We start from the raw sequence: 24,260 nt of genomic DNA on the forward strand, positions 1-24,260 counted from the left end.
CCCTACTATTAAACTGTCTAACTTTCAGGGGACAGTTCACCTAGGTGGGGCCGCCCTTTTGCGTTGCTCCCACGCGATAGCAGAGGTGCGTTTGATGGACACACCGGCAATTCGCCGCGATAAAACCGGCAGTTTGAACCAAGATAGAAACGATGCGAGAAAACACAGGGGATCGAAGCGAGCGCGAGCGCGCACACCGGCCGAGCAAGAAAGAACGGGAAGCTAGCGAGCGTAAGTTAGCTCGCAAGGCACATGCCGATCAGGTTCGCGAGCGGGTTTTAGAGCAGCGCCGTCGCGACCTCGAGGTCGGTGTGTCAAACCCGCGGCGAGACGCCGAGGAGCTACGGCGCGCCATTGCGCAGGCTCGCAGTCGCCAGAACCAACGCGCCGCAGATCCGCGCACGCCACATGAACTTCCAACCGAGCGTCTCACCGACGTGGAGCGCGCACTTATCGAGCAAGATCTTCTAGACGAGCTGGAAGAGGCTGCCTCGCAAGTCGAAATCGAAGAAGATGTGGACGGGCAGGCTGAAGAAGAGCCAGCGCAGTCCTTGAAAGCGGCAGAGGGCGAGCCAGCTGAACAACCCGATGCTGTTCCAACGGTGGCGCGAATGCCCGTGGAGCGCAAGGTCATTGTGGTGCGCCCGCCCGCAGGTTGGCCGCAGCTACTGCTCGCAGCCCTCGAAACCGCGTTCTTCTCGTGGGCACTAATCGCCGCAGTCGCATTGGTTAGCTTCCTGGCCAACGCGTCGAATCCGTGGATGATGGAGGCCGATTGGAACTCCGCAATCTCGGTGGGTAGCGACTTTTGGGCCATGTCCTACGGTGCCAGTGTGAAGATCGCTGGCGCAAGCTACAAGATGATTCCGCTGGGGCTAACAATCATGCACGTGGCGCTGGCCAGAGCCGGACTGGCGCGGGCAAACGTGGCAAGCTGGCGTGGTTCAGCTCTGTTCATACCGGTTTACCTCGGGGTCGTGCTTTTGCTGGCAGTGTTCAACAAAACGAGTGCGTCGCTACCCCAGCTGGTCCTCGGGAGCCTCTTCGTGTCAGCCCTGGCGTGGGCGTGGTCGCTGAAGTCGCATGATTTAGATTTGGAATCTAAGCCCGGCGTGGGCCCGTACCTACGTGCCATCAAAGATGCAGTAGTTGGTTTTGCCGCACTCTTCGCGGTTGGAATGGTGACCGGCCTCGTGGGGATTGTTGCCGGCTGGAGCCGGATAAGAGGCATAGCGGATCTGCTTAACGCCTCCGTTTTTGACTCCGTGATCATTTGGATCACTCAGGCCCTGTACCTTCCTAATGTGGCCGGTTGGGCAGCGTCGTGGCTAATGGGGCCGGGTTTTTACACGGCTTCGGACGCTATAGTCACACCCTCTCGCGCAGATGTAGCCGCGATTCCCGCGATCCCAATCCTGGGTGCTATTCCGCAGACCGAGGTAGGAATTTGGGTTGTGTTAATTCCTATCGCGCTCGGTGTTTTGCTTGGTATGGCCGCAGTGAAGTGGAGGCGGGAAGAGAATCTGGCCGACCACCTGGTACATGCCTCAATGTATGTACTAACCTTTCTGGTGCTGGTGGCGGCGTGGATGTGGCTTTCGATGGGAACCCTCGGTGTTGCGCGAATGGGGCTTTTGGGGCCGCGCTTGGTTTACGCTGTGGCGTTGGCGGCGCTCGAAGTTGGTGTGAGCGCTGCGGTCGTGTACGCACTCGCGCACCCGTTCTTCCTCGATAAGTATGCGCAGGCAGGAGCGGCCGCGTCTCGAGTCACGCGCTCGACCTCCAAGAAGATTAGCCGGAATAAGACCATCGACGATCAGGTCGCTCCGCCGGATCTTGCGCAGGAAGATAGCGCGGATCAGGAGGAGCCTGACCCGGATGCAGATCAAGACGCAGATCAAGAAGTTTCCCCCGACCATAACGAGACAAATTGAGACCAAGGTTGACGAAACCGGGTGAGGATTTGAAACTAGTTATCGGATTATCGCCCTCAAGGAGCAGCAGTGACGACTTCCGCAGAATCTCCCATCAAAGTGTCCGCCGCAGACAGGAACGTGGCGCAGGCGGGCATCGCGGCCTCGACCCTCAAAGTGTCGCCGCACGCCCCGGCTACATCAGCGCAGGAAAAAGGGGAGCGCGTTCCCGCAGCAGGCACGCAGTACTCGCCGTCGCAGTCATCAGCCGGCGTGAAAGCTGCGCGTTTGGTAGTCCTCATTTCTGGTTCTGGCACAAATCTGCAAGCACTTATCGACGCGTGTGAAGACCCCGGATACGGGTGCGAGGTCGTTGCCGTAGGCTCGGATCGTCCGGGAGTTAAAGGTTTGGAACGCGCTGAAAAAGCAGGAATTCCCACTTTCGTGGAGCGTGTTGGTGACTATGCGAGCCGCGAAGAATGGGACGGCGCGATGACCGAGGTTGTGGCGGGCTTTGACCCTGACCTGGTGATTTCTGCTGGTTTCTTGAAGCTACTTGGCCCCGAATTTCTGAATACTTTCGATGGTCGCGTGGTGAACACGCACAACTCGCTACTTCCATCTTTTGCGGGTATTCGAGGTCCGGCAGATGCCCTCGCTTACGGCGTTAAATATACGGGCGCAACCCTGTTTTTTGTGGATCCCGGAATGGACACGGGCCGCGTGATTGCCCAATGCGTTGTTCCCGTTGAGGCAGGTGACACGCTGGCCGAGCTACTAGAGCGCATTCAGGTGGCTGAGCGCCGCCAGTTGGTTGAGATCGTGGGCAAAATGATGCGGGAAGGCTGGACCACGACGGGCCGCTGGGTGGAGGTAGGCTAACGCCTCACTTTTTGGACATTCCTTAACCTGCAAGAGCAGGTTCATTACACTGAGGGTGGCCGTGACTGGCGCAGGTGGATCACCACCGGGGAGCGGTCTAGCAGTGCCTTCGACGCCGCCCGCCTGGGTGTGGGGCAGGATTGGATAGGAATGATGTCTGCAATTAAACGTGCCCTGGTTTCTGTTTTTGATAAGTCCAACGTGGTGGAGCTGGCAAAGGCTCTGGCAGAAAATGGCGTGGAGGTTGTTTCTACGGGTTCGACTGCCCGTTTGATCGAAGAGGCTGGAGTTGCGGTTACCCCCGTTGAGAATGTCACCGGTTTTCCAGAATGCTTGGGCGGCCGCGTTAAGACTCTGCATCCGCGGATTCATGCGGGTATTTTGGCCGATCGGACAAAACCGGAACACGTCGATGAGTTGTCTGAGCTTGGCGTTGACCCGTTTGACCTCGTGGTTGTGAACCTGTACCCGTTTGCACAAACGATCGCGTCGGGCGCAACGTTTGAAGAGGCTATCGAGCAGATCGATATCGGCGGCCCCACGATGGTGCGCGCGGCGGCGAAGAATAACGCTTCCGTTGCGGTGGTGATTGATCCGTCTCGCTATGGCGAGGTTATCGATGCGGTTAAAGTTGGTGGTTTCACGGATGAGCAGCGTCGCCGCTTGGCAGCGCAAGCGTTTGCCCACACCGCAACTTATGACGCGGCGGTTGCCACCTGGTTTGCGCAACAGATCGACCAGGACGAGGTGGAACAGGGTAGTGAGGAGCCGCTTCCCGGCTTCTTAGCGGGCACATGGGAGCGTTTGGATACGCTTCGTTACGGTGAGAACCCGCATCAGCGCGGCGCTGTGTATGTGAATGCGGGTGCTGGTTTTGCAGGTCGCACGGAAACTGGCGGCCTGGCTCGCGCAAAGCAGTTGCACGGCAAGGCTATGTCTTACAACAACTACACCGACGCGGACGCGGCCTTGCGCGCGGCATATGATCACGATGAGCCGTGTGTTGCAATCATCAAACATGCCAATCCGTGCGGTATTGCGGTTGGCGAGGACGTTGCGCAGGCTCACCGCAAGGCGCACGAGTGCGATCCGGTGTCTGCGTTTGGCGGCGTGATAGCGGTGAACCGTCCGGTGTCGGTAGAGATGGCCAAGCAGGTTGCCCCGATTTTCACCGAGGTGGTAGTGGCTCCCTCATTCGAGGACGGCGCTCTCGAGGTCCTTTCTAAGAAGAAGAACATTCGGCTGCTAACGGTTGAGGCGCCTTCGCGTGGAACCGTTGAGTTCAAGCAGATCACAGGAGGCCTCGTGGCCCAAGATCGTGACGACGTGAATGCCACCGGCGATGACCCGGCAAACTGGCAACTGGTGTCGGGGGCTCCTGCCGATGAGGCGACGCTTGCGGATTTGAAATTCGCGTGGAAAACGGTTCGGGCGGTACGCTCAAACGCGATTTTGCTGGTAAAGGACCAGGCGTCGGTGGGTGTTGGTATGGGGCAGGTTAACCGCGTGGATTCGTGTGGCCTGGCCGTGGAGCGGGCAAATACCCTCGGAGGTCGTGAGACCGGTGATGCTGCGAAGGTGGAGGCCGGAGTTGGGGGCGCTTCAAATGCGGACCTCAAGGTGGAGCAGGCTCCGCGTCGAAGCGAGGGGGCGGTAGCCGCCTCGGACGCTTTCTTCCCGTTCGCTGACGGCCTGCAGCTTTTGATCGACGCAGGTGTGAAAGCGGTGGTTCAGCCGGGTGGCTCGATTCGCGATGAGGAAGTGATTGAGGCAGCTCAGGAAGCCGGCATCACCATGTATTTCACGGGTAATCGCCACTTCTCGCACTAGAATCAAGCGACAAGCCAAACGGTGAATGTAGACGCGCCCTCCAGCCGATAGGATGGAGGGCGTGTCGAGTAAAAAAGCAGTGATTGCAGCCGGAATCATTTTTGTGACGGCCTGTATTGCGGGTCTTACGGCGGTTGCGCTGTGGGTAAGTGTGCGGGCGGCGCTGTGGGGCCTGGTTGCGTTTTTTGTTGCGCTGCTTCTCATCCGTATTCTGGCGCGCGGTCACACGTGGCTACGCGCGCGTTCCACCCTGTTTGACGCCCTGTTTTTGATCGCGATTATCGCGGGGCTTGCGCTAACAATATCGGCGGCAACAACGCCTTCCCCGGTTTAGACAATCTTTGCGCGTTGCGCCCCTGTTGCTTGCACAAATACTTCTCGAGAGTCACATTTCCTGAACACTTGGCAAAGTGCGTGCCAAACAGTCGATAATAGGAGTGGTCTTGTTCCTAGTTTGGAGGTCTAGATGACACCGTCTCCTGATTTGAAGAAACGCGTTGGCGTGCTTACATCGGGAGGTGACGCTCAGGGAATGAATGCGGCTGTGCGCGCGGTGGTGCGCACCAGCCTCGAGATGGGCGCCACGCCGTACGCAATTTTGGAGGGCTGGCAGGGCGCCGTTGAGGGCGGCGAGCGGATCAAAGAAATGGCGTGGTCCGACGTGTCCTCAATTTTGAACGAGGGCGGAACCGTGATCGGCACGGCCCGAAGCCCGGAGTTCTACGAGTACGAGGGCAGGCGCTGCGCGTGCAAGAATCTGCTCGAGAGGGGCATTGACCGCCTGGTTGTGATTGGCGGCGACGGGTCTTTGACCGGCACTAACGAGTTCCGCAAGGAATGGCCCGGCCATGTCCAGGGACTGTTGGAAGCTGGTGAGATCACACCAGAGGTGGCCAGCGCTCACCCTGCGCTCATGATTGTGGGCATTGTCGGTTCGATCGACAACGACATGGTGGGCACCGATATGACGATCGGTACGGACTCTGCGCTAAACCGCATTGTGGAGGCGATTGACGACATCTCGTCAACGGCCGCATCCCACCAGCGCATGTTCGTCATCGAGGTGATGGGGCGCCACTGCGGTTATCTGCCGCTCATGTCGGCGGTTGCGGGTGGTGCGGACTACGTGTTCACGCCCGAGAATCCGCCCACGCCCGGCTGGGAAGAGGACATGTCTGAAAAGCTCCGTCTGGGCCGCGAGGCGGGCAGGCGTGAGTCCATCGTGATTGTTGCCGAGGGGGCAAAAGACTCGGAAGGTAACCGGATCACATCGGCGCAGGTTGCCGAGGCCATTGAGGCTCGCCTGGGAGAAAAACCGCGCATCACGATCCTCGGGCATGTTCAGCGCGGTGGTACGCCCTCGGCATACGACAGGTGGATGCCGACCCTCATGGGATACGGGGCGGCGCAAGAGATTTTGAAGGCCACCGCAGATACCCCGGCGAATGTTATCGGCGTACGCAAGAACCGGTTGACTCGCATTCCGTTAGTTGAATCGGTAGAGGCCACCCGCAACGTTGCCGAACTTGTGGCAAACAAAGAGTTCGATAAGGCCATCGAGTCGCGGGGCGCCTCTTTTGTGAAGATGACGCGCATTAATCAGATTCTGTCCGAGCCGCCGGGCAATACCGCGATTCCTGAGGGAGCAAAGCGGGTGGCTGTTATGCACATGGGCGGGTTGGCTCCGGGCATGAACACCGCTGCGCGCGCCGCTGTGCGCATTGGCCTGGATAAGGGTATGCAGATTCTGGGCGTGCAGGGCTCCATGGCCGGCCTGATGAATGGCAATGTGCGGGAGCTGACCTGGTCCGATGTTGAAGGTTGGGCGTTCAAGGGTGGGGCCGAGCTTGGTACTCGCCGCACCATGCCGACCGTTGACCAGTACTATGCGATCGGGCGAGCCATCGAAGAACATAAGATCGATGCGCTGCTTCTGATTGGCGGAATGAACGCCTACCTGTCGATTTACGACATGTTCCAAGAGCGCGGCCGCTACCCGGCGTTCAACATCCCCATGGTGCTAGTGCCAGCCACAATCGATAACAACCTGCCCGGCGCGGAGCTCAGTATCGGCGCGGACACGGCGGTTAACAACGCGGTTTGGGCACTGGATCGAATCAAAGAGTCTGCTGCTGCCTCGCGCCGCTGCTTCGTTGCGGAAACAATGGGGCGCAAGTGCGGTTATCTGGCGCTCATGGCTGCCATCGCCAGCGGCGCCGAAAAAGTGTATCTGAATGAAGAACCCACTACGCTCGCGGATATTTCAAAGGACGTTGCCTATCTGAAGCAGTCGTTCCGCGCGGGTCGGCGCCTGTTCCTCGTAGTACGAAACGAGGAAGCTCATCCCGAATATAACCGCGAATTCCTCGCGCGGGTTTTCGAATCTGAGGGGGAGGGCCTGTACGACGTGCGTCATTCGGCGCTTGGCCACCTACAGCAGGGTGGTGCGCCGTCACCGTTCGACCGGCTGCTCGCAACCCGTCTCGTATACGAGGCGATCGAGGTGCTTGATGAAATTTTTGCGCGCGGCGGTGATGACGCGTGCTACATCGGCGAGGCCGGCGGCAAAATGCAAGCATTCCCCGTGCGCCGCATGATGGATCATCTGGACACCAAGAACCGACGTCCCTTTGAACAGTGGTGGCTATCAATCGCGACTGTAATACCGGTGGTGTCGATGCCGCGCGGGGACGTGATCCCCGTGGAAATACCAATCGAAGACGCCGACCACGTCGTGACATACTAGATTCCAAAAGCGTTTATACCCGAAGAAGGAATGACGATGACAACCCCAGTGAACCCTACGTCCACAAAAGCATGGAGTAAGCTTTCTACTCTTGCAAAGGATTTTGCCCCGGACCTGAGAGGCTGGTTTGCAAAAGATCCTGGCCGCGTGGATCGATTCACGTTCGACGCCGCTGATCTGCGCGTTGACATGTCAAAGAACCTCGTGACCGACGAGGTTGTTGAGGCGCTGTTGGATCTTGCCGAGCAGACGAATCTGCAAGAGCGCATGGAGGCCATGTTTAGCGGGCAGCGCATTAACGTTACGGAGAACCGTTCTGTACTGCACACCGCGTTGCGCTTGCCAAAGGACGCTTCGCTTGAGGTTGATGGACAAAACGTTGTGCAGGACGTGCACGAGGTGCTAGATCGCGTGTATGCCTTCGCGAACAAGGTACGTTCTGGAGAGTGGGTTGGCGTAACCGGAAAGCCGATTGAAACGGTTGTGAACATCGGTATTGGCGGTTCGGACCTCGGCCCCGTCATGGCCTACGAGGCGCTGAAGCCGTATGCGAAGGAAGGCCTCACGGCTCGCTATATTTCGAATATTGACCCAACGGATGCGGGTGAGAAGACGAAGGATCTGGATCCGGAAACTACGCTCGTTATCGTCGCTTCAAAGACGTTCACCACGCTGGAGACACTCACGAACGCGCGGGTTGTTCGCGAGTGGCTACTAAACGGCCTCGAAAAGTCGGGCGCGCTTGCCGGTAAGTCGAAGGCCGAGGCTGTGCGTAAGCACTTCATCGCTGTGTCCACGGCTTTGGATAAGGTTGAAGAGTTTGGTATTGACCCGCAAAATGCTTTCGGTTTTTGGGACTGGGTTGGTGGCCGCTACTCCGTTGATTCTGCGGTGGGTACTTCCTTGGCGATTGTGCTCGGCCCGGAGGCTTTCGAGGAGTTCCTGACTGGCTTCCACGACATGGATGAGCATTTCCGCACCGAAGAATGGGGAGCCAATGTCCCTGTCCTAATGGCTTTGCTGAACGTGTGGTACACGAACTTCCTTGGCGCCCACACGCACGCTGTGCTTCCGTACTCGCAGTACCTGCACCGTTTCCCCGCGTACTTGCAGCAGCTCACGATGGAGTCTAACGGTAAGAGCGTCACCTGGGAGGGGAAGCCCGTTAACTACCAGACGGGAGAGGTGTTCTGGGGCGAACCCGGTACCAACGGACAGCACGCGTTCTACCAGCTGATTCACCAGGGTACGCGCCTTGTGCCAGCTGATTTCATCGCGTTTGCGAACCCGGCATGGCCGTTGCGAGACGAGGACGCCGACATGCATGACCTGTTCCTTGGCAACTTCTTTGCCCAGACCAAGGCGTTGGCATTTGGCAAGACGGCGGACGAGGTTCGCGCCCAGGGCACGCCCGAACACATCGTTCCGGCCCGCGTGTTTGAGGGTAACAAGCCGACGACCTCGATTATGGCGCCGGTGCTCACCCCATCCGTTCTGGGCCAGCTGATTGCACTGTATGAGCACATCACGTTTGTGCAGGGCATCATTTGGGGCATCGACTCGTTTGACCAGTGGGGTGTTGAGCTTGGCAAGGAGCTTGCACGCGAGCTTACTCCAGCCGTTGCGGGAGACCGCGAAGTGCTTGACGCGCAGGATCCGTCCACGAGGTCGCTAATCAGCTACTACCTGGAGCATCGCGACGAGTAGCCGGTAAATTGCGCTAACGCCCTCGCATTGCGCGCCCAAAGGTGCACCGAAAGTGGGGGCGTTAGCTAACTCTTGAGCGGTGTGCGCGCTACGATAGAAGAGGTGGGTCATTTGACCCTAGCTGTCTAAAACGTAAGGAGATTTCCACTATGACAGAAGCTCGCATCGTAACCGTTACTGGCGCAGCCGGAAACATTGGCTACGCACTGCTGTTCCGCATCGCTTCGGGCGCTGTTTTTGGCAAGGATGTTCCTGTAAAGCTGAACCTTCTTGAGATCACGCCGGCGCTGAAGGCCGCTGAAGGCACCGCGATGGAGCTTGATGACGCCGCATTCCCGCTCCTCGAAGGCGTTGACATCTTCGATGATGCGAACAAGGCGTTTGCTGGCACGAACGCGGCATTCCTGGTTGGTGCTCGCCCCCGTACGAAGGGCATGGAGCGCGCCGACCTGCTCGAGGCAAACGGTGGTATCTTCGGCCCGCAGGGTAAGGCAATCAACGACAACGCGGCTGACGATGTTCGCGTGCTCGTGGTTGGCAACCCGGCTAACACCAACGCTCTGATTGCTTCGGCAGCGGCTCCGGACGTACCGACTTCGCGTTTCACCGCGATGATGCGCTTGGATCACAACCGCGCAATGTCGCAGCTCTCTCACAAGCTGCAGGTACCTTCGCGCCTCATCAAGGACATGGTTGTCTGGGGTAACCACTCGGCAGACCAGTTCCCGGATGTTACCTACGCTCGCGTTGATGGCAAGTCCGCTAAGGATTTGGTTGACGAGGCATGGCTGGACGAATACTTCGTTCCCACCGTCGCAAAGCGCGGCGCGGCCATCATTGAGGCACGTGGCGCTTCCTCGGCTGCATCGGCTGCCTCCGCAGCGATCGACCACATGCACGACTGGGTAAACGGCACGCCAGAAGGCGACTGGGTAACCTCCGGCTCCGTATCTGACGGATCCTACGGCGTACCCGAAGGCCTCATTTACGGCTTCCCGGTAACCTCCACCGGTGGCGAGTGGGAGATCGTTCAGGGCCTCGAGCTTGACGATCGCCAGAAGGCCGGCATTGCACGCAACGTTAAGGCTCTTGAAGAAGAGCGTGACGCCGTGCGCGCCCTCGGCTTCGTAAAGTAAACAGATTACGCTAAAGGCGGCTCGCAGCTAGGCGCTTTTGTCTGGCCTGCGAGTCGCCTTTGGTATGCAAAGTTATTAACCCTTTTGGCTTTGGTTTAAAGTGGGACGCATGGCTGAAGAAAACGTAAGTGACACCAAACTTATCCTCACTATCTCGTGCCCGGACGGGCCGGGCATCGTGCACGCGGTTTCTAACATTATCGTGGAGAACCAGGGCAACATCATCCAGTCGCAACAGTTTGGCGACCCGGACACAGGCCTGTTCTTCATGCGAGTAGAACTCGAATGTCCCGCCGGGCGTGCGCCCATCGAGGTGGGGATGGAAGAGTTCGCTAAGCGATTTGACGCAGTCTGGAATCTTGACCTGTACGGCCGTCCTCTGCGCACGATCATCATGGTGTCTAAAGAAGGGCACTGTCTAACTGATTTACTCTACCGCCAGCGATACGCTGATCTTCCGATTGACGTCGTGGCGATTGTTGGCAATCACCCGGACCTTGCACCCGTTGCGCAGTTCTACGGCATTCCGTTCCTGTGCATTCCGGTTACGAAGGATACAAAGGCTGCTGCAGAGGATGAGCTTTTGAACCTCGTCCGCGCCGAAAACATTGAACTGGTTGTGCTGGCTCGCTACATGCAGATTCTGTCAGACAGCCTATGCGATGAGCTTGCCGGCAATGTCATCAACATTCATCACTCGTTCTTGCCATCTTTCAAGGGGGCGAGGCCGTATGCGCAAGCCCACGATCGCGGCGTGAAACTGATTGGCGCAACTGCGCATTACGTGACTGCCGACCTTGACGAAGGCCCGATCATCGAGCAGGACGTCACTCGCGTGACCCACCGCGATTCAACCCGCGACCTCGTTGCTGAAGGGCAAGATGTGGAGCGCCGCGTCCTCGCGCAGGCAGTGAGGTGGCACTCCGAACACCGGGTGCTACTGAACGGCACTCGCACGGTTGTGTTCAACTAAAATTTGGCCAGCGTAGGTGAGGGAGTAGACGCGGCCACAACCGGCAACATCCTGGGTCCCGGGCTATTATTGGGTGGATGAACGATAGCTGGCGGGTATTCGTCAGGGACATCAAGCGCATTTTTGCTGTCCCGCGCTCCCTCATAATCGTGATTGGCATCCTCGTGATGCCAGCTCTCTATTCGTGGCTAAATATTCTGGCGTTTTGGAACCCCTATGTGGCTACGGAGAACTTACCGATTGCGGTAGTGAATAATGACGTGGGAACCAGTTCTGATCTCACCGGGAAGATCAATGTTGGTGATCTGATCGTTGAAGAGCTTTCGAAAAATGATCAGCTAGGTTGGCAGTTTCTCGAAGAAGCCGTAGCTACAGACCGTATTAGAGCTGGCGACGTATACGCCACGTTCATTATCCCGGCCAGCTTTAGCGACGACCTCGTCGATATTTTCTCCGGTGAACGCAACCAACCCACAATCGAGTATTTGGTCAATGAGAAGAAGGGCGCGATAGCGCCGAAAATCACTGACGTGGGTGCCAACGAACTCGATATTCAAATAACTTCCACTTTCCGCGAGCAGGTGGGGCAGGCGATCGTGCAAGGACTGCGCGATGGAAGCCTGAAAATTTCTACAAATATCAATAGTGCAGAAAGTAGCGCGCTTGGCGCTTTAGGAGGCGTGGAGAAAGACCTTGAGGAGGCGAAGGTAACCCTCGATGCGGCTGGCGCATCCCTAACCGAATCGCTACAGAACATGGGGAGCGTGCGCGGTGCACTTGCGGCTGCAGATCCGGCTCTTGCTGACATATCAGGCGCGCTGACTGATTCGCAGACGATTTTGGGAACCGTCGTATCGGATGCGCAGAGTTTTGCCGTGTCTGCAGGTAAAGCCAGCGCGAGTGCCCAGCAGGCGTTAAATCAGTCTTCGGCATCTGCTACGGCTGCGGTGTCTAATGCCACGGCTCGGCTAAATGAGATACAGCCTCAGCTTCAAGGCGGCATTGACCGTGCAAATACTTCGCTTGACGCTGTTCGTGAGCGCGTGGCGATTCTTGAGCAAATCCCGGCCACGCAAGACGCGGCGCAGGAGCTTAATGCGCGTCTTGATGATGCCCAAGACCTGCTGAATAAGGTAAATCAATCCGGTAAGGGCGCTACGGCGGCTGCCAAGGATCTTGACCAGCTGGTTCAATCTTTCAATGACGCACTTTCGGCTACGCAGGGCATTACTAACAAAACGCAAGAACTCGCCGGTCAAGCAGTTAGTGAACTGACCGCGCAGGTAACCGATCTCTCTGCACGCCTGGGTGGAATCGACTCGGCTATCACCACCACGCGGGCATCGCTTACCCAGGTGCTCTCCCTCGTTGACGGGGTAGAAGAACAGATTGGTGCCACCCAAGAAGTACTGACGCAGGCCAAGGGGAATTTGGATGGCCTTGCGGGCTCTGTTCGAGTGGCCCAAACCGATGTGGCAACACTTGCCACTGCCATACAATCGGGCACACTTGAGACGGTGATTGGCCTGGATGCGCGAAATATCGGGCGCTACCTGGCTTCCCCCGTGGAGTTTGACCAGCAGGCCGTGTTTGAAGTCAACTCCTACGGCTCGGGCATGGCCGCGATGTTCATCAATCTCTCGATGTGGATCGGGGGCCTCATCCTCGTAATCATCTTCCGGGTGGAAGTCGATAAGGAAGGCTTCGGCTGGCTCCCTTTGCGCTCGGCGTACATGGGGCGCTTCATGCTTTCAGGAGCATTGTCGATGGGGCAGGGGCTGATAGTGAGCGTCGGTAGCCTCATGATCGGCGTGCAGACGGCCAACGTGGCGGCTTTTATCGCAACTGCCACGCTGATTGGGCCCATATACTTCGCCATTATCTATGCGCTTGCCGCGGCGCTCAGCCATGTGGGACGTGCCCTCGCAATTCTATTGGTGGTTTTGCAGATTCCGGGAGCTTCAGGCATTTATCCCATTGAGCTTATGCCCGGCTTCTTCCGCGCGCTGTATCCTTTGTTGCCATTTTCTTACGGCATCGACGCCATGCGAGAAACCATTGGCGGGTTTTACGCCGGACACTACTGGCGCCTCATGGCAATCCTGCTGCTCATGAGCACTTCAGCGTTACTACTCGGCTTCTTGGGCCGGCGTCACCTGGGCTATTTCACGCAGTTGTTCTACAACGATCTGGCTCGCACCGAACTGGTAGTTAACGAGGACGTGCAGCTACAAGGTTCGGTATACCGGCTCAGTAACATTATTGCGTTGCTCTCAAACCGCAAGGAATTTGCCAACCGGATCGCTTACCGTCAAGAACGTTTCAACTCGCATTATCGCCTGTTAATCAACGGTCTAACCATAGTAGGCATCTTAGGATTCGTAGCGTTGAGCCTGGTTTCGAGCCTGACCGCTGCAAGCAAATCAGCTTTGCTTGGCCTCGTCGCCGTTTGGGGCCTGGTAATCATAGGCGCGCTTGTTGCCACCGAGGGGCTAAGGAGCTCCCTCCAGCGTGCAAATGACCTATCGCACCTGAGTGAAGATGAACTGTTTGACAGTCTAGCGCGCCCCCGTAGTGAGGCGGAGCGGGAGTATGCCGAAGGTGAGGCGCGGTGATGAAACAGATCTTCTTTATTGCGCGTGATGACCTGCGCCAGATCAACTCTTCGGTGATGGCGAAGATCTTCGTAGTGATCCTCATCAGCGTTCCCCTGTTCTTCACGTGGTTTAACGTGCTTGCAACGTGGGACCCATTCTCTAACTCTGATCGCCTTCAAATCGCTGTGGCCAGCACGGATAAGGGATACAACAGCGAAGTGCTGCGAATGAACGTGAACGTGGGCGACATCGTGATGAAAGAGCTCGCCACTAACGATCAGCTTGACTGGATATTAACCAGTGAGGACAGGGCGCTTGAGGGCACGAGGTCGGGTGAATACTACGCGGCAATTGTGCTACCTGATGACTTCTCCACCTCGATGTTTACGTTCTACGCGGGCGGGGCAAAGCCTGCCAACATCACGCTGTACACCAACGAGAAGAAGAATCCACTTTCCGCGAACCTAACCACGCAAGGGGCGCAGGGGGTAACCGCGCAGATCAACACCACGTTTTCGCAAGCCCTAGCCGAAGTGGCAGTGGGTATGGCCGAGGACGTTTCTGCGTATCTGGATGATGCGCAAACGCAGGCCACATTGGATCGGTTAGGTAATCGCCTGGAGTCGCTGGCCGCGCAGTTAAATGCGGGCGCTGACACAGTAGATTCCCTTTCTGCGCTGATTGGCTCTACGATCCCGCTGGCTACTGGAACTCGCGATTTAGCTGCGGGCATCCAGGAATCGTTCGATGAGGCCACCGGTACTTCTTTCGATTCAAGCAGTGGGATGGCCGATCCTTTCGCTGGGCTTTCCGCCGGGTTAAGTGAATCGCTGAACCAGGCATCCTCCAACATTGAAAAAGTTGAATCTCGTCTGGATACTTTGCTGAACTCGGCTGACGAGACCGCGCAGAGTAGCGCGGATGCGGTTGATCAGCTACGTGCCATGCTCGATAAGCAGATAGACGGGTTCAAGCAGACGAGGGACAAGCTCGCCCAAGTTTTAGGACCGGACGGGGACGACCTTCTGGCTGATCTTGATACGGCGATTGCGCGGCAACAAAGCCTTTCAGACCGCTTAGGTCAGATATCAAAGGATCTGCGTGCAGGTAGGTCTAGCGATTCGGATTCTAAAGAGGCTGCGCGTAAGGCTATTGAAGAAGCCGCCGGTGCAATCAGCGCGGCTCACGATAGCTTTTCAAAGAACCTGCAGCCACAAATCGACAGCTTGCGATCCAGCCTCGAATCAGCTGGAGAGAACGCGGCGGTTTTCCGCTCCTACATGCAGGCAGTGCAGTCCGACCTATCAGAGAGTGCGGGTGGCCTCATCGCGGGAATGGATCGCGCGGCGCAATCGCTTTCAAAAACGGCGCAGAGTATGCGCGAGAGTGTTAAACGCCTGAACGAGGCTAACGAGCAGGTTCGTGAGGCCAGCTCCGGTGCAGATACGAGCCAAATCGCCAAAGCGCTTGGCGCCGACCCGCAGGGTTTTGCCCGCCTATTGTCATCGCCCGTAGCCGTGGATCGCACGCCTGTATTCCCAGTGGCGTCTTTCGGAGTGGGTATGGCGCCTCTATTCACTGTGATTGCGCTGTGGGTGGGCGCGCTACTGGCTGGTGTTTTCTTGCGTACGGACGTATCTAAGAACGTGGGCAAACGCTACTTGGAAAGCGTGGAAAGCAGTGATGCTGACGATTCAGATGATGACGCAGAGGCAAAGGAAGAACTAGAAGATTCTGGTGAACTCGAGGAGCCCGAAAACGCCGAGGAGGTTCGCGACGACGAATCGGTCGATGATAATGAAGCGGCTGATCGAACCCAGGCTAGCGATAGCTCAGACGACAAGGCAAGGAAGACGGTGAAGCACGCACGCAAGCCGGCATTTACGGGAGCGCAAGAATACTTGGGACGCTACGTCATGTTCTGGCTGATCGGCATGGCGCAATCAACATTGCTGATGGGCGGTCTGATCGTGATCGTTGAGATTGAACCGGCGCACCCCTTCCTGCTGATGCTTGCCGGATGGGTAATCTCTACCGTTTTTACAAATATCGTGTACACGCTGGTGATATCACTGTCCAATGCGGGCAAGGCGATAGCGGTAGTGCTACTTGTGCTCCAGATTTCTGCTGCCGGAGGAGCATACCCACTTGAACTGTTACCCCAGTGGTTCCAAAACATTAGCCCGTGGCTTCCCGCAACTTACGCGATCAACCTCATGCGTTCAGCAGTGGCCGGCATTTACGCGGGCGACTTCGTACAAAACCTCGCCATGATCCTGCTGTTCATCATTCCCAACCTGCTCATTGGCCTCGTGTTCCGTCATGCGATTGCCGGCAATATCGAGAAGATGACTAAAGAGGTTGAAAAAACCAAGGTGATGTAGGGGGCGCCCTCCTCGCGCTCGCGGAAGTAATCGTGAGTGTTAGCCATTTCCTCGAGCCTAAAAACTAGCTGTTTGCAAAAGTGTTCGAAAAGAGGACGGGCACCCCGCCCGCGCGCGTTTTGCGCTATGTTTGAAACGATGACGCGACTGGCGCAGGTGGACCACCACCGGGGAGCGTCTTTGGGATTCAACGGCCGCCCGCCTGGGTCAAGGATCATCAAAACACTTGGTGTTTGGAAGACAAACCTAAATAGGAGAACTCATGGCAACATCTCAACTCTTGCAGTCCCTAGCGCAGGTGGATCCACAGATCCAAAAGGTTCTTGATGATGAACTGGGGCGCCAGCGTGAAACCCTAGAAATGATCGCGTCTGAGAATTTTGTGCCCAAGGCAGTTTTGGAAGCGCAGGGTTCCGTCCTTACCAACAAGTATGCGGAAGGTTATCCTGGCCGCCGCTACTACGGGGGGTGCGAATTTGTAGACGTCGCAGAAAACCTCGCGATTGAACGTGCGAAAGAGGTTTTTGGTGCTGCTTACGTGAACGTGCAGCCTCACGCGGGCTCGCAGGCAAACGCGGCGGTTCTAGCCGCAATCGCCCAGCCTGGCGATCGTATTCTTGGCCTCTCACTGGATCACGGTGGCCACCTGACTCACGGCATGAGAATCAACTTCTCGGGCCGCCTGTATGAACCGCACTTCTACCACGTGAACCAAGAGACCATGCGCATTGAGATGGATGAGGTCCGCGAGATTGCCCTCGAGGTTAAGCCCAAGGTCATCATCGCCGGCTGGTCCGCGTACCCGCGCGTCCTCGACTTTGCGAAGTTCCGCGAGATTGCCGATGAGGTCGGAGCATACCTGTGGGTAGACATGGCGCACTTCGCCGGCCTGGTTGCCGCCGGCCTGCACCCGAACCCCGTTCCATTTGCGGACGTCGTATCCACCACGGTGCACAAGACCATTGGTGGTCCGCGCTCCGGCATGATCATGTCTCGCGATGAGGAGCTCGGCAAGAAGATTAACTCCGCGGTATTCCCCGGGCAGCAGGGCGGCCCGCTCATGCATGTGGTTGCTGCCAAGGCTGTTGCTATGAAGATCGCGCAGAGCGAAGAATTTAAGGAGCGCCAGCAGCGCACACTCGAGGGGGCTAAGATCCTCGCTGATCGACTGCTCCAAGACGATGTGAAGAACGCTGGCATCTCGCTAGTTACCGGCGGTACCGACGTGCACCTCGTTCTCGTTGATATGCGCGATTCGAATCTCGACGGTCAGCAGGGCGAAGATCTGCTCCACGCGGTTGGTATCACCGTGAACCGCAATGCTGTGCCGTTTGACCCGCGCCCTCCGCGAGTCACGTCCGGTCTGCGAATCGGCACTCCCGCGCTTGCTACCCGCGGTTTTGGCGCCAAGGAGTTCGAGGAGGTTGCGGACATCATCGCCACCACCCTCGTGCAGGGCGCATCGGGCGGTGACGTAAACGTTGAGGGCCTACACGCCCGAGTGAGGGCCCTAACTGATGCATTCCCGCTCTACGAAGGCCTTGACAAGTGAGGGCGCCCTGGGACGGCCAAGCCAAGGTCCTAGACGGAAAAGCTACGGCAGCGCAGATCAAAACTGAACTGCGCGAGCGCGTGGAGGCTTTGCGTACTCGCGGCGTTGTGCCCGGGCTTGGCACGATCCTGGTGGGCGATGACCCGGCCTCACAAACCTACGTTGCGGGAAAGCATCGCGATTGCCAAGAGGTGGGGATCGAATCTATCCGCGTGGATTTGCCCGGTGATTCTACTGAGGCCGACATTCTGGCCGCGGTAGAGCGCCTCAATGCTGACGATTCGTGCACGGGCTACATCGTGCAGCTTCCGCTGCCCAAGGGTGTGGATACCAACCGGATTTTGGAGGCCATTGACCCGGCGAAAGACGCAGACGGCCTACACCCCATGAACCTGGGACGTCTGGTGCTTCGTGTATCGGAAGAAATCGATTCGCCCTTGCCGTGCACGCCGCGGGCAGTCATCGAACTCGTTGAACGCGCCGGTATAGATCTGGCAGGTAAAGACGTGGTTGTAGTGGGGCGCGGCGTAACCGTGGGTCGCTCCATCGGCCTGCTACTTACCCGCAAGTACGTGAACGCAACCGTCACGCTCTGCCACACGGGCACGCAGGATCTTGCCGGCAAGGTCCGCCGAGCTGACGTGGTGGTTGCCGCCACCGGTGCCGCGGGAATTATTACCCCGGACATGGTGAAGCCGGGCGCCGTGGTTCTTGACGTAGGGGTTTCCCGCGTTGAAGTCGATGGCAAAGCGCGCCTGGCCGGTGACGTTGCAGATGGTGTTGATGAGGTTGCCTCGGCCCTGTCTCCCAACCCTGGAGGAGTGGGGCCGATGACTCGCGCCCTCCTGCTCGCCAACGTAGTTGAAGCCGCTGAAAGGCTTTAGCGGATAATCGCGGAGGCGGCAGCGCCCTCGAAAAGCTAAACAAAAAGTCGCCCCACTTGGGGCGACTTTTTCATGCGCAGTTCAGGCGCTTAGCTGTAAATGATGCGCAGGGGAGCGTGATCGGAGTACCGGGAGGCGTAATCGACCGCACGGTCCACGTGCACGCTTTGAGCGCGCTGAGCCATCGCGGGGCTGGCCAGGTGGTAGTCGATGCGCCAACCCGCGTCATTGTCGAACGCCTTGCCCCTGTATGACCACCAAGTGTATGGGCCCTGCACGGGGCCGGTTAGCTGACGGGCAACGTCAACCCAACCCGATTCAATCCAGCGGTCCACGTACGCGATTTCGGAGTCGAGCACGCCGGCTGTCTTATTGTGGTTGCCTTTCCAGTTCTTGATGTCGAGTTCGGTGTGAACGATGTTTAGGTCGCCCGTGATAATCACGTTCGGAAGCTCGCGCAGTTCGCTCATACGGCTGGTAACGAGATCGAGGTGAGCATACTTCTGATCCATCTTTTCCGTACCTACTTCGCCCGAATGCAAGTAGGCGGAGACAATACGTACAGTTTGCTCTCCGTCCTGTACGTCCACTTCGAGCCAACGGCCTGTATCTACAGCCTCTGCCTCACTATGTTGCGGGTGGGCGCCAAAACGGACGGTTTCGGGCAGGAGCTTTACGTGGGAGTCACGGCGAACCCCGATGGTTACACCGGCGCGCCCCTTAATCTCGCATTCGAAGTTGAGTAGCTCCCAATCTTCCAGCAGGTCAGTGGTGATTGCGGTTGCCGCGCGCACCTCCTGCAACGCGATCACATCGGGCTTAGTGTCCGCCAGGGAGTCTTTCATACCGCGTTTAACTGCGGCGCGAATCCCATTAACGTTGATCGAAGCTAGCGAGAAGGTCATTGTCCTACTTTCAAAATCTCAGCGCGTACGCTTTATTCAAAGTCCTGTTTAGCACGTGCGGTAGCAGGTCTTACTTTTCGCCCACTTGCTGGCGCTGACCCATAGCCAAAAGCTCGTCGCGATGCTTTTGTGCCTTGGCCTCAGCGCTCGCAATACGAACGCGCAACCACTTGGCGCGCGGCGAATGCCAGACCTCGTCCTCCAGAACGGTTTCGTAAGATTCCGGATCTTCACGCGGGTCAAACGCAATGTCACCCGTGAGGGGGTTGTGCGGCCAATCGAGGGTGTCCGGCTCTGTCATGGTGACGTAGTTAGGTGTGCTATCACCGTGTACGTACTTTTGATCCTGCGGGAACTCCGCGTAGAACGGGTTGGCCATCCACGCGGCAACCATAAGAAGCAGGCGCACGATGAGGTTAACCCACAACATGAGAGTGGCCAGGGCTGCCGAGGCGGCAAGCAAAGGGTTGTCAGCTACGGAACCAACCGCGCTGGTGCCCAGATACCGCAAAATCGCCGAGCCAACACCCGCCACAGCCGCGCCAATCCAGAGATCACGGCTGGGAACGCGAACGCCTGCAGTGACGCGCACCAGAGCAATCACCAAAAGAGTGTCCACCACAAAAGCGGCAAGCAGAGTAGCGATGTTCAAAAGAATGCGCCCAGCTACCCCCTCGATATTCAACAGGTCAATAAACCAGGAGCCGACCGTGTTCATCATGATTCCAAGAGCGGCAGTAGCAAGCACGCCAATGCCCAGGACTGCGAATCCAAACAAGTCGCGGATCTTGATCGCTACCGCACTATTTGGCAGGCGCACGATTCCGAACATCGACCACAGTGACATTTTTAGCGCGTCCATGGTTTTCGATGCTGAAAATACCAACACTAGTAGACCCACGATGCCGGTGACGGACCAAACGTTTGTTTGAATCAGCGAATCTGGGTCGATCATGCCGGTGCCATCGCCGGTGTCGATAAGGCCAGGCATGGCCGACTCGAGAGCGTGCAACACGGCCTCGCGAAGCTGATCGTTGCCGCCCAGGAAGTACATGAAAATCGTCCACCCAACGGTTAGTGCCGCCGCAATGGAAAACAGCGAAGTGTAAGAGACACCGCCGGCCAATAGATTTCCGCGCTTTAGCGTGTAGCGGCGCATGCCCCGCCCAACGCGAGAATGGTTGTACCAATCCATGACCCCCATTACCTTGGCCACTATCCCGTCGGCCTCTTTGACCTCTTGCAAAGTGGGGCCGTACAGGTTTGGAGCATCGGGAGCTCTTGGTGCCAAAACTTCTACTGGCTGATCGAGCACGGATTTCGCCATATTTCGTCTGTCCTATCCAGCGCGGAATCGTCTACAGCTCGAAACTACCCGAAAATCTGCGCCGCGGCTTTCCCAAACCCACTTGCAGTCGTGGTTATGTGCCCAATTGCTCACGAGGCGGGTTCGTAGCGCGTGAATCTAGCCGGCAGTAAAACTAAACAATGCCTGGGAATGGTACACGCCATCGGCGCCCACACGGTCCAACCTGAAGCCGCTTGCAACCCACTCCGCCTCGAAATCCTCGGCGAGTTTCTCGGCTACATCCAACGTTTCCTCGTGCTCAACGTGGGCGAGCGTCACGTGCGGGTGGAAGGGGAAACGTGCGGGTGGAAGATCGATTGCCTCGCGAATCTCGTCCTCGAGGGCGGCCAGAGCCTCGCCACCAGCAGCGATATTAATGAAAGACACTGGCGATACCGGGCGGAACGACCCCGCTCCCCGCAGACAAATCCGAAAAGGTGCACGTTTTGCCGCAACCTCTCCCAGCTGATGCATGATGCGCTCGCGGTCGGCCCGCTTCACGGGAGTAGGCGGCACAAGAGTGATGTGCGGCGCGGTACTGTTTGCGGTATCTAAGTTGAGGCGGGTGCGAAGTGCGTCAATGTCGCCTGCAAGTGGCTCGGGAACTGCTACGAGTATGCCGATGAGTTCCTCGTCGGTCCCGCAGGAGGGAAGGTACATACTTATTCCTTGCCACGCATAGTCGCCTGTTTACGGATTATTACTATCACAAGCGGCGGGAGGTATTCATTTTTGCGGGGGCGGAAGAAGTAGTTGAACAGCTAGTTTGCGCGAAAATGTGCCGATGCAAAGGCCTTGATAGGTAAATGGAAGGAAAAAGACAGCTCAAGGAACAGCGTCAGAAAAGCTTCTTGAGGGGTAGGCTTTAGGAGGTTAATAAATACGAAAACACTGTTGGGAGTGCTGATGACTGCTCGCGTTCGTAAAACTGCTACGAAGCTGGCTGATGGTCGCGACTTTTTCTACTTCGATGATTCGGAACCTTACGTCAGCGGTGAGAAGACTCGCCGTTTGGATGATCCAAGGCCCCTGCAAGATAGGTTCGCGCCAGTCAAGGATGAGGATGGCAATGAAAAACCGGTAACCGGGCCAACGATGCGCTTGGATCCGCTAACAGGTGAATGGGTGGTTATCGCAACGCACCGCATGAACCGCACGTTCCTGCCTCCAGCAGATGCGAACCCGCTCGCCCCGGCACGTCCGGGTGCCGCCTATCAGGACGGTGAGATCCCCGATACCGACTACGACGTCGTAGTGTTTGAGAATCGTTTCCCCTCGCTCATGCAGATTCCGGGCGAAACCATGGAGGTTAGTGACCTGGATGGAGAGAGCATTTGGAAGGTGGCTCCGGCCGCTGGTCGGTGTGAGGTCATCTGTTTTGGCCCTGACCTGAATCGCAATCTTGTGGACATGGGGCCAACCCGCATGCGCACAGTCATCGAGGCTTGGGCAGACCGCACGCAGGAGCTCGAAAAGATAGATGGCATTAAGCAGGTGTTCTGCTTTGAGAACCACGGTGAAGCAATCGGCGTGACCTTGCATCATCCGCACGGGCAAATCTACGCCTACCCTTACATCACGCCTCGCACGGCAACTATGATCCGTCAGGCCAAGCAGTACCGCGAGAACACGGGCAAAGATCTGCTCAGCGACGTCCTCGCCGCCGAGTTGCGAAGCGGCCGCAGGATTGTTGATGAAACTGAACATTGGGTGCTGTATGTACCCGCAGCGTCGCGTTGGCCGGTTGAAATGCAGCTGATGCCCAAGCGTGACGTGAAGGCGCTGTATGAGCTGACCGACGAAGAGCGTGAGGAACTTGCCCACCTTTACATTCGTATGCTGAAGGCGGGGAACAAGTTCTTTGAGGTCGAGGAAGATGGCCAGAAGGCCTACCTGGAGATTCCCTACGTGATGTCTTGGCACCAGGCTCCCGTGGGGGAGGAGCGCGAACTTATGCGCTTGCACATGCAGTTGCATTCGATTCAGCGCGCTCCTGGCAAGTTGAAGTATCTGGGCGGTTCCGAATCGGGGATGGGCGCGTGGATTTCTGACACCACGCCAGAAAAAATTGCAGATCGTCTACGGGAGGTCTACGAAAAATGAGCAACATCGTGTTGGAGTCATGGACTCTTGAAGAGGGAACGCGCAAAGTCACCGAGCTTTTCGAGCACGCCTACGGTTACAGTCCGGAGGCCCTCCACTCGGCGCCTGGGCGCGTGAATGTGATCGGCGAGCACACCGATTACAACGGTGGTTTCGCACTTCCTATGGCGCTTCCGCATCGGACCTATGCCGCGGTAAGTCAGCGTGATGACCGGATTGTTCGCCTCGTATCCGCACAGGAGGAGGGCGTGCGAGAGGTAAACCTTGACGAGGTCGATACGCACGATTCGAAGAATCCTGTTGAGGGCTGGCCGGCCTACGTGGTGGGAGTTGCCTGGGCTCTTGAACAGCAGGGGAGGGGTAAGATGCCCGGTCTCGATCTCGCAATCGATTCTTGCGTGCCGTTTGGTGCCGGCCTTTCATCTTCTGCCGCGCTTGAATGCGCGGTTGCCGTTGCCTGGGATGCGCTCATGGCACAGACTGAAGACTGGGTTTCGATGATGACCACTAAGAAGGGTCGTAAGGAACTGGTTGAGGCTTGCATTAGCGCTGAAAACGAGATTGCTGGCGCTCCAACCGGCGGAATGGATCAGGCTGCGTCGATGCGGTGCCGCGCCGGCGCTGTGATTCTGCTTGATTCGAAAGATGCCTCGATTAGGCACATTCCATTTGACCTCGAATCCGTTGGTCTGGAGATGCTGGTCATTGACACGCGGGCGCCGCATCGCCTGGCGGATGGTCAGTATGCCAACCGTCGTGCCACGTGCGAGGCAGCGGCGCAGAAGCTCGGCGTGGACTACCTCGCTAGCTTGGCCCGCGACGCGGATCTGTCTGTCCTCAGTGAAGAGGAGCAAAAGCGCGCCCGCCACGTGATCACTGAAACGGCACGCACTCTGGACTTCGTTGAGCTCCTCGAGGACGGAGCGTTGATTGATGAGCGGTTGGACCAGATCGGTTCGCTCATGACGGCATCGCACGAATCGCTTCGCGATGACTACGAGGTCACGGTTCCTGAACTGGACATCGCGGTAGAAACCGCGTTGGAGAACGGGGCTGTGGGGGCTCGCATGACAGGTGGCGGATTTGGCGGATCAGCGATTGCGCTGGTTCGAAAGCACCAGGCCGGCGCGGTCATGGATGCCATCACCAAACGGTTCGCGGAGGAAGGCTTTAATCAGCCGCACTTCCTGCATGCAAAGCCATCGGCGCCAGCCAACTAGGTCAACGCGGTCTATTGGTGTGTTCGTTTTGTTCTGCCCCCTCGTGAAATTCCCGCACCGCGTGAGTTGGTAGAGTGGGG

The 24,260-nt window shown here is 57.5% G+C and carries 17 protein-coding genes and 2 riboswitches; of the genes, 14 read left to right on the forward strand and 3 right to left on the reverse strand.

All coding sequences use genetic code 11. The annotated features are described in order from the left end of the window. The first annotated feature begins 152 nt into the window (after window positions 1-152). From HMPREF2891_RS06470 to HMPREF2891_RS06525, 12 genes are all read left to right on the forward strand, one after another. Window positions 153-1,934 carry a cell division protein PerM gene (locus tag HMPREF2891_RS06470; protein WP_070664580.1) on the forward strand — a complete coding sequence of 594 codons (1,782 nt, stop codon included), beginning with the start codon at window positions 153-155 and terminating at the stop codon, window positions 1,932-1,934. A 69-nt stretch (window positions 1,935-2,003) separates the two neighbouring features. Beyond that, the gene (gene purN / locus HMPREF2891_RS06475) at window positions 2,004-2,795 is read left to right on the forward strand and encodes a phosphoribosylglycinamide formyltransferase (protein WP_261666846.1); all 792 of its coding nucleotides are present in this window, start codon (window positions 2,004-2,006) and stop codon (window positions 2,793-2,795) included. Window positions 2,796-2,846: 51 nt separating this feature from the next. Further along, window positions 2,847-2,931, forward strand: a riboswitch (ZMP/ZTP riboswitch). A 14-nt stretch (window positions 2,932-2,945) separates the two neighbouring features. After that, on the forward strand, window positions 2,946-4,625 hold the full coding sequence (gene purH / locus HMPREF2891_RS06480; RefSeq protein ID WP_070664582.1) for a bifunctional phosphoribosylaminoimidazolecarboxamide formyltransferase/IMP cyclohydrolase: 1,680 nt from the start codon (window positions 2,946-2,948) through the stop codon (window positions 4,623-4,625). A 61-nt stretch (window positions 4,626-4,686) separates the two neighbouring features. Further along, a complete protein-coding gene (locus HMPREF2891_RS06485; RefSeq protein WP_146002538.1) occupies window positions 4,687-4,959 on the forward strand; it encodes a hypothetical protein in 273 nt (90 codons plus the stop codon). Between the two features lie 132 nt (window positions 4,960-5,091). Beyond that, complete coding sequence (locus HMPREF2891_RS06490) at window positions 5,092-7,371, forward strand: 6-phosphofructokinase (RefSeq protein WP_070664586.1); 2,280 nt, start codon at window positions 5,092-5,094, stop codon at window positions 7,369-7,371. Between the two features lie 36 nt (window positions 7,372-7,407). Next, a complete protein-coding gene (pgi, locus tag HMPREF2891_RS06495) occupies window positions 7,408-9,078 on the forward strand; it encodes a glucose-6-phosphate isomerase (protein WP_410002358.1) in 1,671 nt (556 codons plus the stop codon). 149 nt (window positions 9,079-9,227) lie between these two features. After that, on the forward strand, window positions 9,228-10,214 hold the full coding sequence (locus HMPREF2891_RS06500) for a malate dehydrogenase (protein WP_070664590.1): 987 nt from the start codon (window positions 9,228-9,230) through the stop codon (window positions 10,212-10,214). A 109-nt stretch (window positions 10,215-10,323) separates the two neighbouring features. Then, window positions 10,324-11,187 (forward strand): formyltetrahydrofolate deformylase, encoded by an 864-nt coding sequence (purU, locus tag HMPREF2891_RS06505; protein WP_070621033.1) that lies wholly within the window; start codon window positions 10,324-10,326, stop codon window positions 11,185-11,187. A gap of 77 nt (window positions 11,188-11,264) precedes the next feature. Then, complete coding sequence (locus HMPREF2891_RS06510) at window positions 11,265-13,802, forward strand: YhgE/Pip domain-containing protein (RefSeq protein ID WP_070664592.1); 2,538 nt, start codon at window positions 11,265-11,267, stop codon at window positions 13,800-13,802. Beyond that, window positions 13,802-16,168, forward strand: a complete 2,367-nt coding sequence (locus HMPREF2891_RS06515) for a YhgE/Pip domain-containing protein (RefSeq protein WP_070621029.1) — start codon at window positions 13,802-13,804, stop codon at window positions 16,166-16,168. The genes HMPREF2891_RS06510 and HMPREF2891_RS06515 overlap by 1 nt, the downstream gene beginning before the upstream one ends. A gap of 133 nt (window positions 16,169-16,301) precedes the next feature. Next, window positions 16,302-16,383: riboswitch (ZMP/ZTP riboswitch) on the forward strand. A 47-nt stretch (window positions 16,384-16,430) separates the two neighbouring features. Further along, window positions 16,431-17,720: a serine hydroxymethyltransferase gene (gene glyA / locus HMPREF2891_RS06520; protein ID WP_070621027.1), complete on the forward strand. Its 1,290-nt coding sequence runs from the start codon at window positions 16,431-16,433 to the stop codon at window positions 17,718-17,720. Beyond that, a complete protein-coding gene (locus HMPREF2891_RS06525) occupies window positions 17,717-18,604 on the forward strand; it encodes a bifunctional methylenetetrahydrofolate dehydrogenase/methenyltetrahydrofolate cyclohydrolase (protein WP_070621025.1) in 888 nt (295 codons plus the stop codon). The genes glyA and HMPREF2891_RS06525 overlap by 4 nt, the downstream gene beginning before the upstream one ends. An 89-nt stretch (window positions 18,605-18,693) precedes the next feature. Here the strand turns inward: HMPREF2891_RS06525 and HMPREF2891_RS06530 are convergent, their stop codons facing one another. The 3 genes from HMPREF2891_RS06530 to HMPREF2891_RS06540 all read right to left on the reverse strand — a co-directional run bounded on the left by HMPREF2891_RS06530 (window position 18,694) and on the right by HMPREF2891_RS06540 (window position 21,517). Further along, window positions 18,694-19,509, reverse strand: a complete 816-nt coding sequence (locus HMPREF2891_RS06530) for an exodeoxyribonuclease III (protein WP_070664594.1) — start codon at window positions 19,507-19,509, stop codon at window positions 18,694-18,696. 70 nt (window positions 19,510-19,579) lie between these two features. Then, complete coding sequence (locus HMPREF2891_RS06535) at window positions 19,580-20,824, reverse strand: YihY/virulence factor BrkB family protein (protein WP_261666847.1); 1,245 nt, start codon at window positions 20,822-20,824, stop codon at window positions 19,580-19,582. Between the two features lie 150 nt (window positions 20,825-20,974). After that, entirely contained in the window at window positions 20,975-21,517 is a 543-nt protein-coding gene (locus tag HMPREF2891_RS06540) for a 2'-5' RNA ligase family protein (RefSeq protein ID WP_070664598.1), read from the reverse strand. A gap of 246 nt (window positions 21,518-21,763) precedes the next feature. On the opposite strand from HMPREF2891_RS06540, the gene galT reads away from it, so the two are divergent. Both galT and galK read left to right on the forward strand, forming a co-directional pair. Next, window positions 21,764-22,960: a galactose-1-phosphate uridylyltransferase gene (gene galT / locus HMPREF2891_RS06545; RefSeq protein ID WP_070664601.1), complete on the forward strand. Its 1,197-nt coding sequence runs from the start codon at window positions 21,764-21,766 to the stop codon at window positions 22,958-22,960. Continuing rightward, on the forward strand, window positions 22,957-24,180 hold the full coding sequence (galK, locus tag HMPREF2891_RS06550; protein WP_070664604.1) for a galactokinase: 1,224 nt from the start codon (window positions 22,957-22,959) through the stop codon (window positions 24,178-24,180). Before galT ends, galK begins: the two co-directional genes overlap by 4 nt. The last annotated feature ends 80 nt before the right edge of the window (window positions 24,181-24,260 follow it).

Source organism: Actinomyces sp. HMSC065F11, from assembly GCF_001813085.1.
Lineage (GTDB): Bacteria > Actinomycetota > Actinomycetes > Actinomycetales > Actinomycetaceae > Gleimia > Gleimia europaea.

Excerpts from the sequence above, each read along its gene's own strand:
- purH (WP_070664582.1), top strand. The coding sequence starts at position 2,946 with ATGATGTCTGCAATTAAACGTGCCCTGGTTTCTGTTTTTGATAAGTCC.
- HMPREF2891_RS06470 (WP_070664580.1), top strand. The coding sequence starts at position 153 with ATGCGAGAAAACACAGGGGATCGAAGCGAGCGCGAGCGCGCACACCGG.
- HMPREF2891_RS06490 (WP_070664586.1), top strand. The coding sequence starts at position 5,092 with ATGACACCGTCTCCTGATTTGAAGAAACGCGTTGGCGTGCTTACATCG.
- HMPREF2891_RS06510 (WP_070664592.1), top strand. The coding sequence starts at position 11,265 with ATGAACGATAGCTGGCGGGTATTCGTCAGGGACATCAAGCGCATTTTT.
- purU (WP_070621033.1), top strand. The coding sequence starts at position 10,324 with ATGGCTGAAGAAAACGTAAGTGACACCAAACTTATCCTCACTATCTCG.
- HMPREF2891_RS06530 (WP_070664594.1), bottom strand. The coding sequence starts at position 19,509 with ATGACCTTCTCGCTAGCTTCGATCAACGTTAATGGGATTCGCGCCGCA.
- HMPREF2891_RS06500 (WP_070664590.1), top strand. The coding sequence starts at position 9,228 with ATGACAGAAGCTCGCATCGTAACCGTTACTGGCGCAGCCGGAAACATT.
- pgi (WP_410002358.1), top strand. The coding sequence starts at position 7,408 with ATGACAACCCCAGTGAACCCTACGTCCACAAAAGCATGGAGTAAGCTT.
- HMPREF2891_RS06515 (WP_070621029.1), top strand. The coding sequence starts at position 13,802 with ATGAAACAGATCTTCTTTATTGCGCGTGATGACCTGCGCCAGATCAAC.
- galT (WP_070664601.1), top strand. The coding sequence starts at position 21,764 with ATGACTGCTCGCGTTCGTAAAACTGCTACGAAGCTGGCTGATGGTCGC.
- galK (WP_070664604.1), top strand. The coding sequence starts at position 22,957 with ATGAGCAACATCGTGTTGGAGTCATGGACTCTTGAAGAGGGAACGCGC.
- glyA (WP_070621027.1), top strand. The coding sequence starts at position 16,431 with ATGGCAACATCTCAACTCTTGCAGTCCCTAGCGCAGGTGGATCCACAG.
- HMPREF2891_RS06540 (WP_070664598.1), bottom strand. The coding sequence starts at position 21,517 with ATGTACCTTCCCTCCTGCGGGACCGACGAGGAACTCATCGGCATACTC.